General features: G+C 37.1%; 13 protein-coding genes and 8 tRNA genes. 5 read left to right on the top strand and 16 right to left on the bottom strand.

Annotation, left to right across the window (positions count from 1 at the left end; all coding sequences use genetic code 11):
* Positions 1-193: 193 nt before the first annotated feature.
* The 4 genes from B0186_RS05355 to rep all read right to left on the bottom strand — a co-directional run bounded on the left by B0186_RS05355 (position 194) and on the right by rep (position 2,641).
* Positions 194-270: transfer RNA gene (locus B0186_RS05355), tRNA-Arg, on the bottom strand.
* A gap of 57 nt (positions 271-327) precedes the next feature.
* Positions 328-404 (bottom strand) — tRNA-Arg (locus B0186_RS05350).
* Between the two features lie 10 nt (positions 405-414).
* Positions 415-507: transfer RNA gene (locus tag B0186_RS05345), tRNA-Ser, on the bottom strand.
* Positions 508-628: 121 nt separating this feature from the next.
* The gene (rep, locus tag B0186_RS05340; protein WP_078218348.1) at positions 629-2,641 is read right to left on the bottom strand and encodes a DNA helicase Rep; all 2,013 of its coding nucleotides are present in this window, start codon (positions 2,639-2,641) and stop codon (positions 629-631) included.
* A gap of 210 nt (positions 2,642-2,851) precedes the next feature.
* On the opposite strand from rep, the gene polA reads away from it, so the two are divergent.
* Together polA and B0186_RS05330 are read left to right on the top strand one after the other, a co-directional pair.
* Positions 2,852-5,710, top strand: coding sequence for a DNA polymerase I (gene polA / locus B0186_RS05335; protein WP_078218347.1), 2,859 nt, complete (start codon positions 2,852-2,854; stop codon positions 5,708-5,710).
* A gap of 101 nt (positions 5,711-5,811) precedes the next feature.
* Positions 5,812-5,888, top strand: a tRNA-Ile gene (locus B0186_RS05330).
* 383 nt (positions 5,889-6,271) lie between these two features.
* Here B0186_RS05330 and B0186_RS05325 read toward each other — a convergent pair.
* The 12 genes from B0186_RS05325 to gltX form a co-directional block, all read right to left on the bottom strand.
* Complete coding sequence (locus tag B0186_RS05325; RefSeq protein WP_078218346.1) at positions 6,272-7,210, bottom strand: major capsid protein; 939 nt, start codon at positions 7,208-7,210, stop codon at positions 6,272-6,274.
* Entirely contained in the window at positions 7,207-7,659 is a 453-nt protein-coding gene (locus B0186_RS05320) for a hypothetical protein (RefSeq protein WP_078218345.1), read from the bottom strand. Before B0186_RS05320 ends, B0186_RS05325 begins: the two co-directional genes overlap by 4 nt.
* A 2-nt stretch (positions 7,660-7,661) precedes the next feature.
* Positions 7,662-8,243: a hypothetical protein gene (locus B0186_RS05315; protein WP_078218344.1), complete on the bottom strand. Its 582-nt coding sequence runs from the start codon at positions 8,241-8,243 to the stop codon at positions 7,662-7,664.
* A gap of 287 nt (positions 8,244-8,530) precedes the next feature.
* The gene (locus B0186_RS05310; protein WP_235817183.1) at positions 8,531-10,192 is read right to left on the bottom strand and encodes a DNA primase family protein; all 1,662 of its coding nucleotides are present in this window, start codon (positions 10,190-10,192) and stop codon (positions 8,531-8,533) included.
* A 134-nt stretch (positions 10,193-10,326) separates the two neighbouring features.
* Positions 10,327-10,665, bottom strand: coding sequence for a hypothetical protein (locus B0186_RS05305; protein ID WP_078218343.1), 339 nt, complete (start codon positions 10,663-10,665; stop codon positions 10,327-10,329).
* Complete coding sequence (locus tag B0186_RS05300; RefSeq protein ID WP_158077963.1) at positions 10,658-11,161, bottom strand: ash family protein; 504 nt, start codon at positions 11,159-11,161, stop codon at positions 10,658-10,660. Before B0186_RS05300 ends, B0186_RS05305 begins: the two co-directional genes overlap by 8 nt.
* Before the next feature lie 86 nt (positions 11,162-11,247).
* Complete coding sequence (locus tag B0186_RS05295; protein ID WP_078218341.1) at positions 11,248-11,433, bottom strand: helix-turn-helix domain-containing protein; 186 nt, start codon at positions 11,431-11,433, stop codon at positions 11,248-11,250.
* Between the two features lie 444 nt (positions 11,434-11,877).
* Positions 11,878-12,045: a Mor transcription activator family protein gene (locus B0186_RS12220; protein ID WP_158077962.1), complete on the bottom strand. Its 168-nt coding sequence runs from the start codon at positions 12,043-12,045 to the stop codon at positions 11,878-11,880.
* A complete protein-coding gene (locus B0186_RS05285) occupies positions 11,993-12,262 on the bottom strand; it encodes a hypothetical protein (RefSeq protein ID WP_078218339.1) in 270 nt (89 codons plus the stop codon). Before B0186_RS05285 ends, B0186_RS12220 begins: the two co-directional genes overlap by 53 nt.
* A gap of 298 nt (positions 12,263-12,560) precedes the next feature.
* Positions 12,561-13,763 (bottom strand): tyrosine-type recombinase/integrase, encoded by a 1,203-nt coding sequence (locus tag B0186_RS05280; RefSeq protein ID WP_078218338.1) that lies wholly within the window; start codon positions 13,761-13,763, stop codon positions 12,561-12,563.
* 176 nt (positions 13,764-13,939) lie between these two features.
* Positions 13,940-14,015 (bottom strand) — tRNA-Ala (locus B0186_RS05275).
* An 85-nt stretch (positions 14,016-14,100) separates the two neighbouring features.
* The gene (gene gltX / locus B0186_RS05270; protein WP_078218337.1) at positions 14,101-15,543 is read right to left on the bottom strand and encodes a glutamate--tRNA ligase; all 1,443 of its coding nucleotides are present in this window, start codon (positions 15,541-15,543) and stop codon (positions 14,101-14,103) included.
* 172 nt (positions 15,544-15,715) lie between these two features.
* Between gltX and B0186_RS05265 the strand changes: the two genes are divergently transcribed.
* The 3 genes from B0186_RS05265 to B0186_RS05255 all read left to right on the top strand — a co-directional run bounded on the left by B0186_RS05265 (position 15,716) and on the right by B0186_RS05255 (position 16,047).
* Positions 15,716-15,791 (top strand) — tRNA-Val (locus tag B0186_RS05265).
* Positions 15,792-15,834: 43 nt separating this feature from the next.
* Positions 15,835-15,910: transfer RNA gene (locus B0186_RS05260), tRNA-Val, on the top strand.
* Between the two features lie 61 nt (positions 15,911-15,971).
* Positions 15,972-16,047 (top strand) — tRNA-Val (locus B0186_RS05255).
* Positions 16,048-16,244: the final 197 nt, after the last annotated feature.

Below are 16,244 nucleotides of genomic sequence, written 5' to 3'. Positions count from 1 at the left end.
CTTTTGGGGTGCAGATCATACTCGTTTTAGGTCTTTTTTAATTGAAGTATATGTTTCTTTGTTATGCCAACATGCAAAATAATTTTGAGAAGTAATAGTATAAATTAGATAAGCCAAATAAAGATAAAAACAGCTGATAAGTTTAATATTAAATAAAGGTATGGGATTTATATCTGTGGATACGTATTATGAATGGCGCACCCGAGAGGATTCGAACCTCTGACCGCTCGGTTCGTAGCCGAGTACTCTATCCAGCTGAGCTACGGGTGCGTATTTGAATTTTAACCGCATTTATCATTTTACCTTTTATTGTAGAGTTCAATAAAATGGCGCATCCGAGAGGATTCGAACCTCTGACCGCTCGGTTCGTAGCCGAGTACTCTATCCAGCTGAGCTACGGATGCGCTGAGTAAATGGCGGTGAGAGAGGGATTCGAACCCTCGATGGAGTTTTTGACCCCATACTCCCTTAGCAGGGGAGCGCCTTCAGCCTCTCGGCCATCTCACCACAATCAGTTTGTGGGCGGTATAATACGTTTTTCTAAAAATAAGTCAAACGATTTTTTATAAAATTCATTTGGTTGAATGAATTATCTACAAAACAGATATAAAATCTACAACATGAATCATTAGCTATTCAAGATCGCTCTTAAATTGGCAAAGCCAGTCTTTTCGATTTCCTTTTGTTCTTGTCCAGTTTGCTTAGATTTATCCTTTTCCCATAGAAGATCATCTTGAGGCAACTCAGATAAAAAGCGACTAGGTTCAGGTTTCAAAAACTCGCCAAATTGTTTCCGCTCTTTGCATAAAGAAAATGTGAGTGATTTTTGCGCTCGAGTAATGCCCACATAAGCTAAACGTCGTTCTTCCTCTACATTATCTTCCTCAATACTGGTTTGATGCGGCAAAATATTTTCTTCTATGCCAACTAGAAAAACATGTGGAAACTCCAAGCCTTTTGAGGCATGTAAGGTCATCAATTGAACTTGATCACTTTCCTCATCAGACTCATTCCGCTCTAACATATCTCGTAATGTCAGACGAGTGACAACCTGATTAAGCGTCATTGGCTCATTGAACTCATCGCCTTTCAGCATATCAGCAACCCATTCAAATAATGTCGCTACGTTTTTACTTTGCATCTCTGCGATTTTGGGGCTATTAGCATTTTCATATAAATATTCTTCATAATGTAATTGTGCCAACATCCTCTTAATTGCTCGCTCTGGTTCTGAGCGTTGTACTTCCTCATTAAGCTCTACAATCCAATGGGCAAAGTTTTGTAATGCATTATAGGATTTAGGATTAAGTTGCTGAATTAAGTTAAAATCAAAAATTGCCTCGAAAAGACTAATATGTTTTTCTTGCGCAAGATTTCCCACTTTCGCTAAGGTAACAGAGCCAATTTCGCGTTTTGGTGTATTGATAATGCGTAATAACGCTGCATCATCATCTTGATTAACCAGTACACGCAAATAAGCCATCATATCTTTAATTTCAACCCGAGAGAAAAAAGAGGTTCCACCTGAAATTTTATAGGGAATACGATTTTGCATGAGCACTTTTTCAAAAAGTCTTGATTGATGATTTCCTCGATACAAGATTGCATAATCACGATAATGGGTTTTCTGCATAAAACGGTGAGCAATTAATTCCCCTACTACCAGTTCCGCCTCATGTTCTTCATTTTTAGCTTCTAGGATTTGTAGCTTTTCCCCTTGCTCTAAATTGGAAAATAAGCGCTTTTCAAAAACATGATCATTATTAGCAATTAAAATATTGGCACAATGTAAAATCCGCTGGCTAGAACGATAGTTTTGTTCCAATTTGATTACTTTTAATTGAGGGAAATCGTTTTTTAAACGCGCCATATTTTGCGGTTGCGCACCTCGCCATGAGTAAATAGATTGATCATCATCGCCAACCACAGTAAAGCAAGCGCGCTGCCCAACTAATAATTTTATCAATTCATATTGACTCGTATTAGTATCTTGATATTCATCTACTAACAAATAACGAATTTTCTCTTGCCATTTCGACCGCACTTCTTGGTTTTGTATAAACAATAAGGTCGGCAGCATAATCAAATCGTCAAAGTCCAAAGCATTATAGGCACGAATTTGTTTGTTGTAGCGCTCATAACATTTAGCAAAAATTTGCTGTTTGTTATCTCTTGCTTGCATTAAGGCTTGTGGTGGAAGAATGAGATCATTTTTCCAGCGAGAAATGGCTGAAACAAGTTCTCGCAATAAATCTTTATCTTCTTTCAATAAATCAGCCGTAAGTTCTTTTAATAACGCCATTTGATCATGTTCATCAAATAAAGTCATATTGGCTTTAAAACCGAGATGTTTGTATTCTCGTTTAATGATGTCGAAACCTAAAGTATGAAAGGTGGAAACAATAAGCCCTTTAGTTTTTTCTTTACCAATTGAGTGGGCAACACGTTCTTTCATTTCTCTTGCTGCTTTATTGGTAAAAGTGACGGCTGCAATTTGTTTTGGTAAATAACCACAATGTTCAATTAGGTAGGCAATTTTATTAATAATGACCCTAGTTTTGCCAGAGCCAGCTCCAGCTAAAACTAAGCAGGCGCCTTGTGTATATTCAACGGCTTGTTGTTGTTGGATATTGAGTTTCATAAGATTTTTATATAAAAGTGCGGTTAAAATTATCGACAAAATTGAAGGGAATTGTATTGCTTTAAGCTACGCAAGTCTAAAGATTTATCTCATTCCTTGCTTAAAATAGGTACATTTTATCTTTGTTTTAATCTCTGTTGTGTAAATTCGCCTAGCTGAAAAATTTACTCTATAATGACCGCACTTTGTGTTATTTGAGATTATTCTATTATGGCTAAAATTGCTGAAAATCCCCTTGTTCTTGTGGACGGCTCTTCTTATTTATATCGTGCATTTCATGCATTTCCTCCGTTAACCAACTCTCTTGGCGAACCAACTGGCGCTATGTATGGCGTGTTGAATATGCTGAAAAGTTTAATTGCACAAGTTCAACCTACTCATATTGCCGTTGTATTTGATGCAAAAGGAAAAACATTCCGTGATGAAATGTTTGAGCAATATAAATCCCATCGTCCACCGATGCCAGATGATTTACGTCAACAAATTCAGCCATTGCATAATATTATCAAAGCATTAGGAATTCCTTTATTGTCTGTGGAAGGCGTTGAGGCTGATGATGTGATTGGAACCCTTGCCGTCCAAGCTTCTCAGCAAGGCAAAAAAGTCCTTATCAGTACCGGTGACAAGGATATGGCGCAATTAGTTGATGACAACATTATGCTGATCAATACCATGAATAACAGCTTGTTAGATCGAGAAGGTGTGGTTGAAAAATATGGTATTCCACCTGAGTTAATTATTGATTATTTAGCCTTAATGGGTGACAGCGCAGATAATATCCCAGGGGTTGCAGGTGTTGGCGAAAAAACAGCATTAGGCTTATTACAAGGCATAGGAAGCATGGCAGAAATTTATGCCAATCTAGAAAAAGTGGCTGAGTTGTCCATTCGAGGCGCAAAAAAATTAGGCGAGAAATTGTTAGCAGCTAAAGCTGATGCGGATTTATCCTATGTGTTAGCCACTATTAAAACTGATGTTGAGTTGGATATTACGCCTGATCAACTGGTGCTAGGGCAAAATAACCAAGATCAATTAATTGAATATTTTGCTCGTTATGAATTTAAGCGTTGGCTAAATGAAGTAATGAATGGCGAAAGTTCAGTGACAAATGCAACGGAACAAAACGTTAAACTAGATACTACTCAAGCTAGTCACAGTGCTGAGCCGAAAAGTGCGGTAAAAAATATCGTCAAAATTGACCGCACTTTATATGAAACAGTGGATACGCAAGAGAAGCTGAGTATTTGGCTCGAAAAACTTCAACAGGCAGAAATAATTGCTGTTGATACGGAAACTGATGCCTTAGATCCAATGCTTGCTAATCTTGTAGGCATTTCTTTTGCGCTTGCTAATGGTGAGGCTTGTTATATTCCTTTAGCGCATAAAGAAGCGGTCAAAGAAGTGACGCAAGCGGATTTATTTGCTGAGCCTGCGCAAAGTACCGAGCGTTTTGAGCTGATAGCAAATCAATTGAATAAAGATGATTGTTTAGCGCAATTAAAACCCCTATTAGAAAACCCTAGTATTCAAAAAATTGGGCAAAATATTAAATATGATTTAACGATTTTTGCGAATAATCATATCCAATTAAAAGGCGTTTGTTTTGATACTATGCTTCAATCTTATGTGCTTGATAGCACTGGGCGACATAATATGGACGCCTTATCAGAGCGTTATTTAGGACATAAAACCATTGAATTTGAAAGCATCGCAGGTAAAGGAAAAAATCAATTAACCTTTGATAAAATTGCCATTGCACAAGCAACAGAATATGCAGCCGAAGATGCGGATATTACGATGAAATTGCATCAAACCTTGTGGCACGAATTACAACAATCGCCAAGTTTGGTTAAGGTATTTAATGATATTGAGTTACCTTTGGTGCAAGTGCTGTCACAAATTGAACGTAATGGCGTCCTTATTGATAGCCAAGCCTTGCTAAAACAATCAGAAGAAATTGCAAAAAGATTGACCGCACTTGAACAACAAGTTCATCAAGAAGCTGGCGAAGAATTTAATTTAGCTTCAACCAAACAATTGCAAGAAATTCTCTTTACTAAGTTGGCGTTGCCGATTATAGCTAAAACGCCGAAAGGTGCGCCGTCAACTAATGAAGATGTACTAGAAACACTCGCACAACAAGGGCATATCGTACCTAAATTGCTGATGGAACATCGTGGATTAGCAAAATTAAAGTCAACTTATACGGATAAATTACCCGCAATGGTAAATCAGCATACAGGGCGAGTTCATACCTCTTATCATCAGGCTGTTACAGCGACGGGGCGTTTATCTTCTAGTGATCCGAATTTGCAGAATATTCCGATTAAAAATGAAGAAGGACGTCGTATCCGACAAGCCTTTATTGCGAGAAATGGTTATAAAATCATTGCCGCTGACTATTCGCAAATTGAGCTAAGAATTATGGCGCATTTATCGCAGGACAATGGCTTGATTACGGCTTTTAGTGAAGGAAAAGATATTCATCGCTCTACTGCTGCTGAGATTTTCGGCATTCCATTAGATGAAGTTACCAGCGAACAGCGCCGTAGTGCGAAAGCCATAAACTTTGGTCTTATTTATGGCATGAGCTCGTTTGGTTTATCTAACCAGCTTGGTATTAGCCGAGCTGATGCGCAGAAATATATGGATCTGTATTTCCAACGTTACCCAGGGGTACAAACCTTCATGACGGATATTCGTGAAAAAGCAAAAATGCAAGGCTATGTAGAAACATTATTTGGGCGCCGTTTATATTTACCTGAGATTAATTCATCCAATGCAATGCGTCGTAAAGGTGCTGAACGAGTCGCTATCAATGCTCCAATGCAGGGGACTGCTGCAGATATTATCAAACTAGCGATGATTGCCATTCATAATGAAATTAAAAATAACCATGATATTCAAATGATTATGCAAGTTCATGATGAATTGGTATTTGAAGTTAAGGAAGATAAAGTAGAGGAGTATTCCGTATTAATTAAGTCTTTAATGGAAAATGCCGCACAGTTATTAGTTCCATTGATTGTTGAAGCAGGGATAGGCAATAATTGGGACGAAGCACATTAATCATTGGTGTTTGGGTGATTGAGGCGATTGTCTGAATTTTAATCTCTCAATCGCCTTTTTATAGACTTTATTTCTATTATTCAATATAATTCACCGCCTATCCCCCCTTAGCTCAGTCGGTTAGAGCAGGCGACTCATAATCGCTTGGTCACTGGTTCAAGTCCGGTAGGGGGGACCATTCTCAATTTTTCATGCCTATTTTCTCTTATATTTTCTGAAATAAAATCTTGTAAATGCTGCTTTTGAAGTAGAGCATTTTGCTTGCTCTTAGGTTTTTTATGCTTGCTTATTTTTGAAAGTAGGGAAATTTTCAAAAGAGGTAATCACAATAGAATTAATCGATTAATTGTTTGATTTTATTGTAAATATTGTTTGATGAATTGTCTTTAGGGTACTAAAAAGGGTACTAAAAAACAAAATCAACATAACCCAGTATGATTTAAAATGCACTATATAAAAATTTTTCTCTACGCTTAAACAACTTAATACAATCTAATTTCATAAAATCCCGCATTATTACCCAATAACCCTAATAATAATGCGGTTTCTCTAAAAAATAAATTATAAACAGTCTTTAATGAGATAGCCCGCAGATTTTCCCAATAGATACGGCTTGAATATATCTGTGCATCTAACTACTTCAACTTTTCCGCCAACTTCAAAATAGGTATCAACCCATAAGCCCTTACCACCTCGGATTGTGTAACCGTAAGACGGATCAAATACACTACCTTTCTTCTCCGTTGCTTTTTCCGATACATAAGCAAGAATAATAGTATTGCTCCAGATTTTTTCTAATTGCCCGTTCTTGTTTTTATCTTGAACTGCCTCGCCTATTTTTACCGTTTTCACGTCAATAAGCTCCGCAAAGATAGCGGGCGTTAGAACGCCTGTTCTAGTGTATTTAATACGCTCTAAAATGGTTTCATTTTCTTTTAATGCTTTCCATACATCAGAAGAAATAACACAAACATTAGGGCGCATACCGATAGAAGAAGAAATTGTATAAATGCCTTGCTCTATAGTTTCTAAAGGATTAGATTTTTTATGACTAATCTTTTTATTGCCTTCAAGACTTACAACATTTTCGCTTACGTAATTGTCTGAGTTTTGCGCCAATTCCGCAACCTTAACTTCACGCCCTAGCGCAATAATATCTTGCGTAACTGATAAGGCGTATTGTTTTAAAGGGTAACTAGCCTCGTTTTCTTCTCGGTAGTCAATTGCATACTCAATATCATGCTCTTCTAGCGATACATCTATAACCTTAACACTCATTGGATCTAATCTATTTGAATTTCCCCTTAACTCACGAATAGTAGAAGGTAAATAAAAAGACTCTCGCCCAAATTGTGGGATTTTTCTGCCTTCTTTGCCTATATTTACGATTGGCATTAAAGTTTCACAAACTAATTCATTGTTGTAATAACCTTGCGCCAATTTTGTTAATACAGGGTCTTGAATGCGTAAGCTGGCTAATCTGTCTGTTGTCGCTGTCATTTTGCTAATTCCTCTCTAGTGATAACATTAAATGCTTGCTCATAAGTTAAATTATAAGCTCTCATAAAGTTTTGAATTTTTCTATCTAGTTCATCTTTGCTAAGTTTTTCTTCTTCTCTCCATTTTGTATTTTTTCTTGGTGTTTCTAGGGTCGCTGTTTGCATTGAAAGATTAATGATGTTTAGCTTATCTAATAGGGCTTTTACCTTGTCCGCTAACTTTTCGCCCTCGTTTAAATAAACTACTCCGCCCTCATCGTAATCTGTTGCAAGGCTAAGCAATGCTAGCGCATCATCTTTCTGACTCGGGAATAACTTCCCCTGTCCCATCAATTCATCAATAAATAAGTTATTCTGAATTCTGATGTTTTCTTTTTTGCTTTCTGAAAGCGCTTTATTCAAACGTTGATTTTCTTGCTTGATTTTCTCTAGTTCTTCATTGTTATCCATTTTTAGCCCTCTCTAATTAAATCTAGCGCATCGCTATAAGAAATATCTAAAACTCTTTCAAAATAACAAGCCTTCTCATGTAGCTGTAACAAATTAATATCAACCTTATCAGATTGCTCACTAAGAAAAACAAAACTCTGCTCATCTCCGCTTAGTGTAGCGACATCAATGTGCGCAACACTTGCTAAAGGGTGCATCATGCCACCAACTGCGGGTTTTATGCCTTTTTCTAAAAAACCTACATGTTTTAGATATTTCCCCAACCCTCTTACAGGGTTTTGAGAATGCGGAGCAAAATAAACGCCTGAAGAAATACTTTCAATTTCCCCGTTTTGAATTTTTTCTACTAACTCGTTGCTAATTTCAACTTCTGCGAATAAGTGCCCCTTATTAAGATAAACAGTTAAAACTTTGCCATATTCTGGTTTATCGTCTTCAGGGTGCCCTATAACAAGATTGGCGGGTTGAAGGTCTTTTGAATAAAAGTCTCTAATTTCTTTTAGGTCTTGTTCTGTAAAAGAACATAATCCGCTATTAGCTCTAAAAGTGCCCGTGCGCAATATTTCAAAAATTGCCTTTTTCATTTTTGCCCTCTTTGTCTGTTAAATCTCAAACAATTAAAAAATAAAAAGCCCTCTTGTTGTGTCTGAAACATCACAAACAAATAAAAAAATAACAAATAAATAAAAAAAGAAAGTTTTGAAAAAATAATCCACTTATCCACTTAAAACGGCTAAAGCCTTATTCTATAAGGGTTTAAGGCGAGTGAGTTCACTCACTTCTTGCCACTTTTTTAAGTGGTTTCATCACTTTTTTGAATTTTAGGTAAAAAATAGGGCGATTGCTCGCCCTGTAAATTGGTTTTATTGGTTTAGCCTTCCCATTGTCTAATAGATAATTCTCTATCTTTCCAGAATGCGTTTGTTGTCGGATAACCGTAATACATCTTTAAGCTATAAGGTGTTTTTTCTCCTACCTCTCTAAAGGCATCTGATAGCGCATTTTTAAAACTCAATAAATTAAGCGGGTTTATACCGTGACAATCACAATAAAACAAATAAGCAGAATATAAAGCATCATTTTCTACAATATTTGCACGATTTAAAACATTACTGCGATTGCTGCCCAATCTTAGCGCCCCTTTTCGCTCTTCTCTTAGCTCAAAGTTAGCAACAAAATCAATTAAATGATTTGACTCGCGTTTTATATCCTTGCCTTTGTTTTCTTCCTTGTAATCATCTAGGATTTTTCTTGCGCTCTCAGGGTTAGGGAATAAAGCTAATAATTTATTCACTATCCCATAAACTTCTAATTTTACTTTATCAAAAAAATAAACGTCTTTTTTCTCTTTTGGTATCGCTCTATCAAATGGAATAATAACCCGCCTTCTTCCTATTCCCCCTTTTTTCTCTGAAAATCCTATAGGGTGATTAGTTACAAGCATGAAAACGATGTCGAGTTTTACTTCAAAATTATCAACATAAAGCAACTTGACTGTTACAGGATCCCTACCTGTTATCGCTTTCAACTCCTCCGCACTTCCCTTGTATGGTTTTTGGTCGGGTGATATAGCTAAACTTTTGCCGATAAGCATCGCCCTTTTTCTGTCTATTTCTAACTCTTGCAAACTGATATAAGCTGTATTTCCGCTACCATTTATAATAGATGCTATCTGACTAAATACCGACTTACCCGCACCGCCTACGCCTGTTGCCTCTAAGAATAGTCCCCATTCATGGCGATTAGTGAGCACCATATAAAGCCCCGCTAAAATAGCGTTACGCTTGCTATCATCCCCATTACTTACAAATTCTACCCAATCATCAAAATAAGGCGTATTCTTTCTTTTGGTTGAACATTTAAAGTGTTCTATTGTGCGCAAGTAGTGATTGACATCATGCGCTAAAAATTCCCCCGTTTTCTTATTCAAAACACCATTTTCGAACCCTATCAAGTCTTGGTTTGATAGCGGTAACTCCCCCGATACAATGCTAACTAGATCCGCCATGCTTTTTAGGCTCCTAGCGGTATATTTTCGATAATTGTGCTTATTAAAAAATGTCATGATTTTTTGCATAAGCTCATACTCTGGCAATACTTGCCAATAAGTGCCGTTATATTGATAGGTTTTGCCTGTCCCCTTATCTAACCTAATTGGTTGTTCTTCCCGTGATAAAAAGGCTTCTGCAATTTCTGGCTGTGTGGGTTTTTCTGTTTCAAAATCTAGGGTTGCTTTTTCTTTTGGTGCGATTTTTTCCGCAAAATCTACCGCACTTTCATCTTCCCTTAGTCGTTTAATATATGCACTAACATCTTCTACAACTTCGGCTAGATTATTAATAAAGTGTACAGAACTCGCTTGTGTATGTTTCGCCAAGTTAAGACAAATGCTTATCTTCTCTTGTTCGCTAATATCGCCAAATTGAGCAATTTTTATATAGCGTTGCTCAGGCTCTGCAATTTTTAGCTTATTGATTATTTTGAGTTGATATTCATCTAAAATAATAGGCGCTTGTTTATAAGGGTGTTGCAAAATATCGCATAAAAATAGCTATTCTGTGCCATTACCCTTACTCCATGCGTTCCACGCTCTATTACCCGCTAATATAATCAAGTCATCAAAAGGGGCGTTAGGTTGCTTATTTAAGTTCGGTGCATTTTTTAACTTCATTCTGCGCCCCCTTTGTTTGCTAAAGAATATAAGCAGTCGCCTATTTTGTCTTTTGCGTATAGGCTTAAATCTAACATCTCAAGATTGTTTCTTAATAAAATACCAATGCTAATTAATGTGCTTGGTGTAATGTGTTGATATTCTTCGTTTTCAATATCTTCATTAATTCCGTGCCAATAAAGCAATTCTGCAAAATCTCGCAAGGCGTTAAGCGTTGAAAGTGCGCTTTCATCATAAAGGCTATAGAGTTCATCTAACTGCTCTTTATCGTTGCTAAACTCTTCGCCTTGATTGTGTAAATGTTGAATAAAAGCACTGTGCAATTGATTAAACATATAAGCCCCCTGTTCTTGCATTGTCGTTAATGCGTGCGATAAGTAAGGCGTTAGATTTGAGGGTTAACAAGTTGCGTGCTTGTTGCTCTGAATTAGCACGTATAGAAAGTTTTAGGCGGTTTTTGCCTAATAATAGGAATTTATAAAGCATTTTTGCGGTGTCCTTTGTAATGTTTAAAAGGCTTTCCGCTAGGCTTGTCACGGTCTGGCGGTAAAGCGTAAAGGGGTGACAAACTACGTACAAAGGAACATAGCCAACCGCAAGCGGTTGCCCTTTACGCTCTACCATTGAGAATAGATCTATTGCTAGATTTATTTTAGGTGTGCGTAAATTACGAATAAAAAAACACGCTTGAGGCGTGCGATTATTCGCCTTTGTATTTTTCAGCTTGTCACGGCTGACACTTGTTTTTTTCAAGTGCGTGAAAATAGTAGAAAATTGACCGCACTTTGTAAAGTCTTTTTTATGAAATTTTGTTAAAATGATTTTATTCATTGTTTTCGCTTGTCCGCTTAAATAGTGAAAAGGGGTGTTTTCAGTGTTGGCGCATTGAAAAGCCCCGCCTATATGTTTGTTGGTGCTCATTGGTTTATGCTCATTAAATAGCGTTGAACCTCTTGCGCACTAAATAGGGTACTACTTCCAAACTTCGTTTTTTTAATTTTCCCCTCTCTCGCTAGTCGGTCTAATTTACTGCGTGAAACGCCATAAAGCGCTTGCATCTCTTTCACTGTGTAATGTTTATCTGTGTTTTGTTGTTCGTTCATGGTCGGTTTTCCTCGTTTATGGTGGGTTATCTTGAGCGCTCACAAATAGCCTATAAAATCTTTGAAAACACGTCAATATGTCGCTAACTTCTGAGAATTCTTAGTTCTAATGGTTCAAATTCTTAGTTTTAATGGTTCAAATTCTTAGTTTTAATGGTTTGATTATTGTTTCGGTTTTAAGGAGGGGAAAATAATTAAAAATCTCGTTTAAGGGGCGTTTAAATGCGTTTAAGTGCGTTTAAATTTTAAAAAGATCCTTGTGTTCAATCTCAAAAAATTTAAAGCGAATTAAAGCGATTTAAACGGCATTTAAACAAGGGCTAAAAAATCATTTTTTACCTTCATTTTTTTGAATAAATTGCAAAAAAAGCCCCTTCAATAACAACAAATTTTCACGAAAAAAATTTATTTAAAAAGTTTGTTCGCCTAAAAAGTAAGCAGTTATTAGTGAAGTTTAGGGTTTTTATCATTGCGCTCTTTTTGTAGTTTGCGTTGCTCTCGCAAAATCGCATAAATATGACTTTCACTCAGATTAAATTCTTTTGTTAATTCCGCGATATTATTTCCGGCAAAGCGTTGGTAAATTTCTATGTCTCTTAATGCTACTTTCAATTTTGATCCAGTAGGTAAATAAATAGAACGCCCCCCCTAAATGTTGTGCAAGTGCAAAAGCTAGGGCTTTCGCTTGCATTGCTTTATCTTTTATATTTCCTTGTTTCTCTAATTCAAATTTCAACACATCGGCAAGTTCCGCTAGGGCTGATGGCCATTTGTGATTTATTTCATTTTGTTGCACTTTTCCTAATTGCTCAATGTTATTAGTTGTCATTTCTTGCTTTCCTCTTTTGTGTGTAATGTTTCAAACAAGAATAGCAAAAGAATGCGCTTTTATTATTTGTGGAGTTTCAAACATAAAAACAAGCTATCTTTTTCACTTATTCACTTGTATTTCACTTATATACCACTTATATCTTTCTTTATTTTTCAATATGTTAAGTAAAATAAGTGGATGAGTGGATTAAAAATATAAAAACTCCCATAAAAAAATAAAGTAAGGAATTGTAAGCAAAAAAATAGGGCGATTGCTCGCCCTGTTTTTTTTGTGAGGTGGTGGAATGTGAAGAAATTTATTTTTCAGAACAATTTTTTATAAAATCTCCCCATAATTGCATGATGTTCTTGCGCTGTTCTAAGTAAGTTGAATGATTATAAGAAAGGCTAGTATTATCCCCCGTCTTGTGTGCTAGACAAGCCTCCGCATGTTCATGCGTAATGCTTTGCTCTGCTAAATAAGTGCGGGCTAGGCCCCTTAAGCCGTGAGCGGTCTGTTTATCTTTAAATCCCATTCTTTTTAGTGCTGTGTTTGCTGTGCTTGAGTCTGCGGGGCTGTGGTTATCCCCTCTTTTAGGGAAAACATATTTAAATCTCCCCGTTATTGGCATAAGCTCTTTTAATATATCAATTGCTTGACTTGATAAAGGGACTTGATGCTCTGCTCTTGCTTTCATTTTTTGAGCGGGAATAGTCCATATTCTGTTATCAAAATCAAATTCTTCCCATTCCGCTCTGCTTGCCTCTGAGGGTCTTACCATGGTTAGAAGTTGGAATTTTATTAAAGCCCTTGTTTGCGGTTCTATTCTAGCGTTCTCAATAGTTGCCATTAATAGCGGGGTTTCTTCGCTCTTGAGGTGTGGATTATTGCGCTTTTTTATACTTTTGATGTTTTTGCGCATATTCTGGCAAGGATTGAAAGGAATAGCGCCCCCGTTAACTGCAAAATTTAGAATTTCATTGATGTAACTTGCTAGACGTTGCGCCATGTCAAAATTGTTTCTTGATTCAACCCTTTTTAGTGGTTCAAGGGCTAGTGTTGGGGTTATATCACTCACAGGAAAAGCCCCTATAAATGGGAATATATGCAACTCTAAACTACGCCAATATTTATCTAGGGTTTTTAGTTCTATCTCTCCCTCTTTTTTCGCCTTCCATTGCTCCGCAATTGCTAGAAATGTATTGCTTTTAGCGAGTTCTAGCTCTCTTTTTTGTTGTTGCTTGTGTATTTGTAAATCTATACCACGAGCTAGCAAGGCTCTATATTCTTCTCTTTTGTTGCGTGCTTGTGCTAAAGATAAAGCGGGGTATTCCCCTAGCGTTAATTTTGTGCGCTTGCCTGTGGAGGGTTGATTATATCTAAAGCGCCATATCTTAGAATTGACTGGAGTGAGCTGTAAAAATAGCCCCCCGCCGTCATTTAGTTCATTTTTTCCATTCTTTGAATATTTAGCTTTTTCTATTTGTGTGTTGGTTAGTGGTTGAATGATTTTTGCCATTTTAGTACCCTTTAAAAGTCCTCTTTTGTTCAAAGGGTACTAAAAAAGGTACTAAAAACAACATCAACATAAAGCATCATAAAGCAACATAAAGCATCAGATAATAAAAAAAGCCTTGTTTGACAAGGCTTTTTGAACTTTTATGCACCGCTATAAACTACAGTGATTTATTAATCTGGTGGAGATAATCGGGATCGAACCGACGACCTCTTGAATGCCATTCAAGCGCTCTCCCAACTGAGCTATATCCCCATAAAAGAAATGTGGTGGTTATGATAAATTCCGCCACATGAGCTGTCAATATGAAATAGTAAATATTCTGTTGCTAGGTTAAATATTAAGCATTTTGTGCTTGAATAAATGTGATTGCATTATTTATTCTAGCAAGAGTGCGATCTTTGCCTACCAATTTGGCTGTAATATCCATTGATGGCGACTGACCTGAACCTGTTACAGCTAATCTGAATGGCATTCCGATTTTGCCCATGCCAATTTCAAGTTCTTGTGCAGTTTGGTTCATTGCATCGTGAATATTTTCAACCGTCCAGTCTGAAAGTGCGGTCAATTTTTCAGCCAATTTCGTTAATGGCTCAACAGCTTCTGGTTTAAAGTTTTTAGCAGCTGCTTTTTCATCATAGTTTTCAACATCTTGATAGAAATAACGGCTTGAAACGGCTAATTCTTTCAATGTTTTACAGCGCTCACTTAAAACTGGAATGATTTCCGTTAAATCAGGGCCATTGCTATAATCTATGCCTTGGTTATTCATGTGCCATGCTAAATGAGTTGCAACCTGTTCTACTGGCAGACTACGCATATAATGTTGGTTTAACCATTGCAGTTTTTCCGTGTTAAATGCACTGGCAGATTTGCTAACAGAATGAATATCAAAAAGCGCGATCATTTCTTCTTGGCTGAAAATTTCTTGATCGCCATGTCCCCAGCCTAGACGAACAAGGTAATTGATTAGCGCCTCAGGTAAATAACCTTCATCACGATATTGCATAACACTTACTGCACCATGACGTTTAGATAATTTTTGTCCATCATCGCCATTGATCATAGATACATGAGCATAGGTTGGAATTGGTGCACCTAAGGCTTTGAGAATATTGATTTGGCGAGGCGTGTTATTAATATGATCTTCTCCGCGTACCACATGCGTTATCCCCATATCCCAGTCATCGACAACCACACAGAAATTATAAGTTGGAGAACCATCAGTACGGCGGATGATTAAGTCATCTAATTCTGAATTACTAATTTCAATTCGACCACGAACGGCATCATCAAAAACAACCGTACCTTCCGTTGGGTTTTTGAAACGCACTACATGTGGTGCATCTGCTGGCTGGTCATGGTGATGTAAACAATGACGATCGTAACGAGGTTTTTGTTTATTTTGTTCTTGGCTATGGCGTAATTCTTCGAGGCGCTCTTTCGTACAATAGCAACGGTAAGCCAAGCCTTGTTCAATCATTTGATCGATAACTTGATTATAACGATCAAAGCGTTTTGTTTGAAAATAGGGACCATGTTCCCAAGCTAAATTAAGCCATTCCATGCCTTCTAAAATAGCTGCTGTTGCTTCAGGAGTTGAACGCTCCAAGTCAGTATCTTCAATACGCAATACAAATTCGCCTTGGTTATGTTTGGCATATAACCAAGAGTAAAGAGCGGTCCTTGCGCCGCCAACATGTAAATAACCGGTCGGGCTTGGTGCAAAACGAGTACGAACTTTGACATTCGGGTCTAAATTAAAAAGAGCTTCTAATTTCATCTAAATTGCCTTTATTTTATCAGTCACAAAATAGTGCTTATTCTACTATGAGTTAGTTGATTTCATAAGGAAAAATTAAAATTATGTTTATTTTTAAGACATTTAAATAAAAATTCATAAAAAATCATTGACTGTTATCCGATTATTCTTATAATGCAGCTCCACAACGCAAGGGCGATTAGCTCAGTTGGGAGAGCACCTCCCTTACAAGGAGGGGGTCACTGGTTCGAGACCGGTATCGCCCACCACTCTTATTTTGAAGAGTTCTTGTGTTGTAGTTCTGGCTCAAGTGGGCGATTAGCTCAGTTGGGAGAGCACCTCCCTTACAAGGAGGGGGTCACTGGTTCGAGACCGGTATCGCCCACCACTTCAGCCAAATATCCCATTTGACTTTAAGTTAAATCCGATAGCCGAGAGGCAATTCTATCGGGCGATTAGCTCAGTTGGGAGAGCACCTCCCTTACAAGGAGGGGGTCACTGGTTCGAGACCGGTATCGCCCACCAATTCAAATTTTTTTCGTCAATATTGATTTAATTTACTTCCTTTTCGTTTTCTCCAATTCTGCTTTTAGTTATTTTTCGTAGTATTTCCAAGTAATTATTTTTCATTTTGCGATCTTGATCGTAAAACAACCATATCCATAAATAATCTTTCCCTCTGTATCGTTAAACTTATTTTTATTTAACGAAGTAAGGGAATA

It is taken from the genome of Canicola haemoglobinophilus (assembly GCF_002015075.1).
GTDB lineage: Bacteria > Pseudomonadota > Gammaproteobacteria > Enterobacterales > Pasteurellaceae > Canicola > Canicola haemoglobinophilus.
The sequence above is the reverse complement of the archived record's forward strand: the minus strand, read 5'-3'. Positions and strand labels throughout refer to the sequence as shown.

What these genes read in the sequence shown, in the direction of transcription:
- rep (WP_078218348.1), bottom strand. Translation starts at nt 2,641, where the DNA reads ATGAAACTCAATATCCAACAACAACAAGCCGTTGAATATACACAAGGC.
- polA (WP_078218347.1), top strand. Translation starts at nt 2,852, where the DNA reads ATGGCTAAAATTGCTGAAAATCCCCTTGTTCTTGTGGACGGCTCTTCT.
- B0186_RS05325 (WP_078218346.1), bottom strand. Translation starts at nt 7,210, where the DNA reads ATGACAGCGACAACAGACAGATTAGCCAGCTTACGCATTCAAGACCCT.
- B0186_RS05320 (WP_078218345.1), bottom strand. Translation starts at nt 7,659, where the DNA reads ATGGATAACAATGAAGAACTAGAGAAAATCAAGCAAGAAAATCAACGT.
- B0186_RS05315 (WP_078218344.1), bottom strand. Translation starts at nt 8,243, where the DNA reads ATGAAAAAGGCAATTTTTGAAATATTGCGCACGGGCACTTTTAGAGCT.
- B0186_RS05305 (WP_078218343.1), bottom strand. Translation starts at nt 10,665, where the DNA reads ATGTTTAATCAATTGCACAGTGCTTTTATTCAACATTTACACAATCAA.
- B0186_RS05300 (WP_158077963.1), bottom strand. Translation starts at nt 11,161, where the DNA reads ATGAATAAAATCATTTTAACAAAATTTCATAAAAAAGACTTTACAAAG.
- B0186_RS05295 (WP_078218341.1), bottom strand. Translation starts at nt 11,433, where the DNA reads ATGAACGAACAACAAAACACAGATAAACATTACACAGTGAAAGAGATG.
- B0186_RS05285 (WP_078218339.1), bottom strand. Translation starts at nt 12,262, where the DNA reads ATGACAACTAATAACATTGAGCAATTAGGAAAAGTGCAACAAAATGAA.
- B0186_RS05280 (WP_078218338.1), bottom strand. Translation starts at nt 13,763, where the DNA reads ATGGCAAAAATCATTCAACCACTAACCAACACACAAATAGAAAAAGCT.
- gltX (WP_078218337.1), bottom strand. Translation starts at nt 15,543, where the DNA reads ATGAAATTAGAAGCTCTTTTTAATTTAGACCCGAATGTCAAAGTTCGT.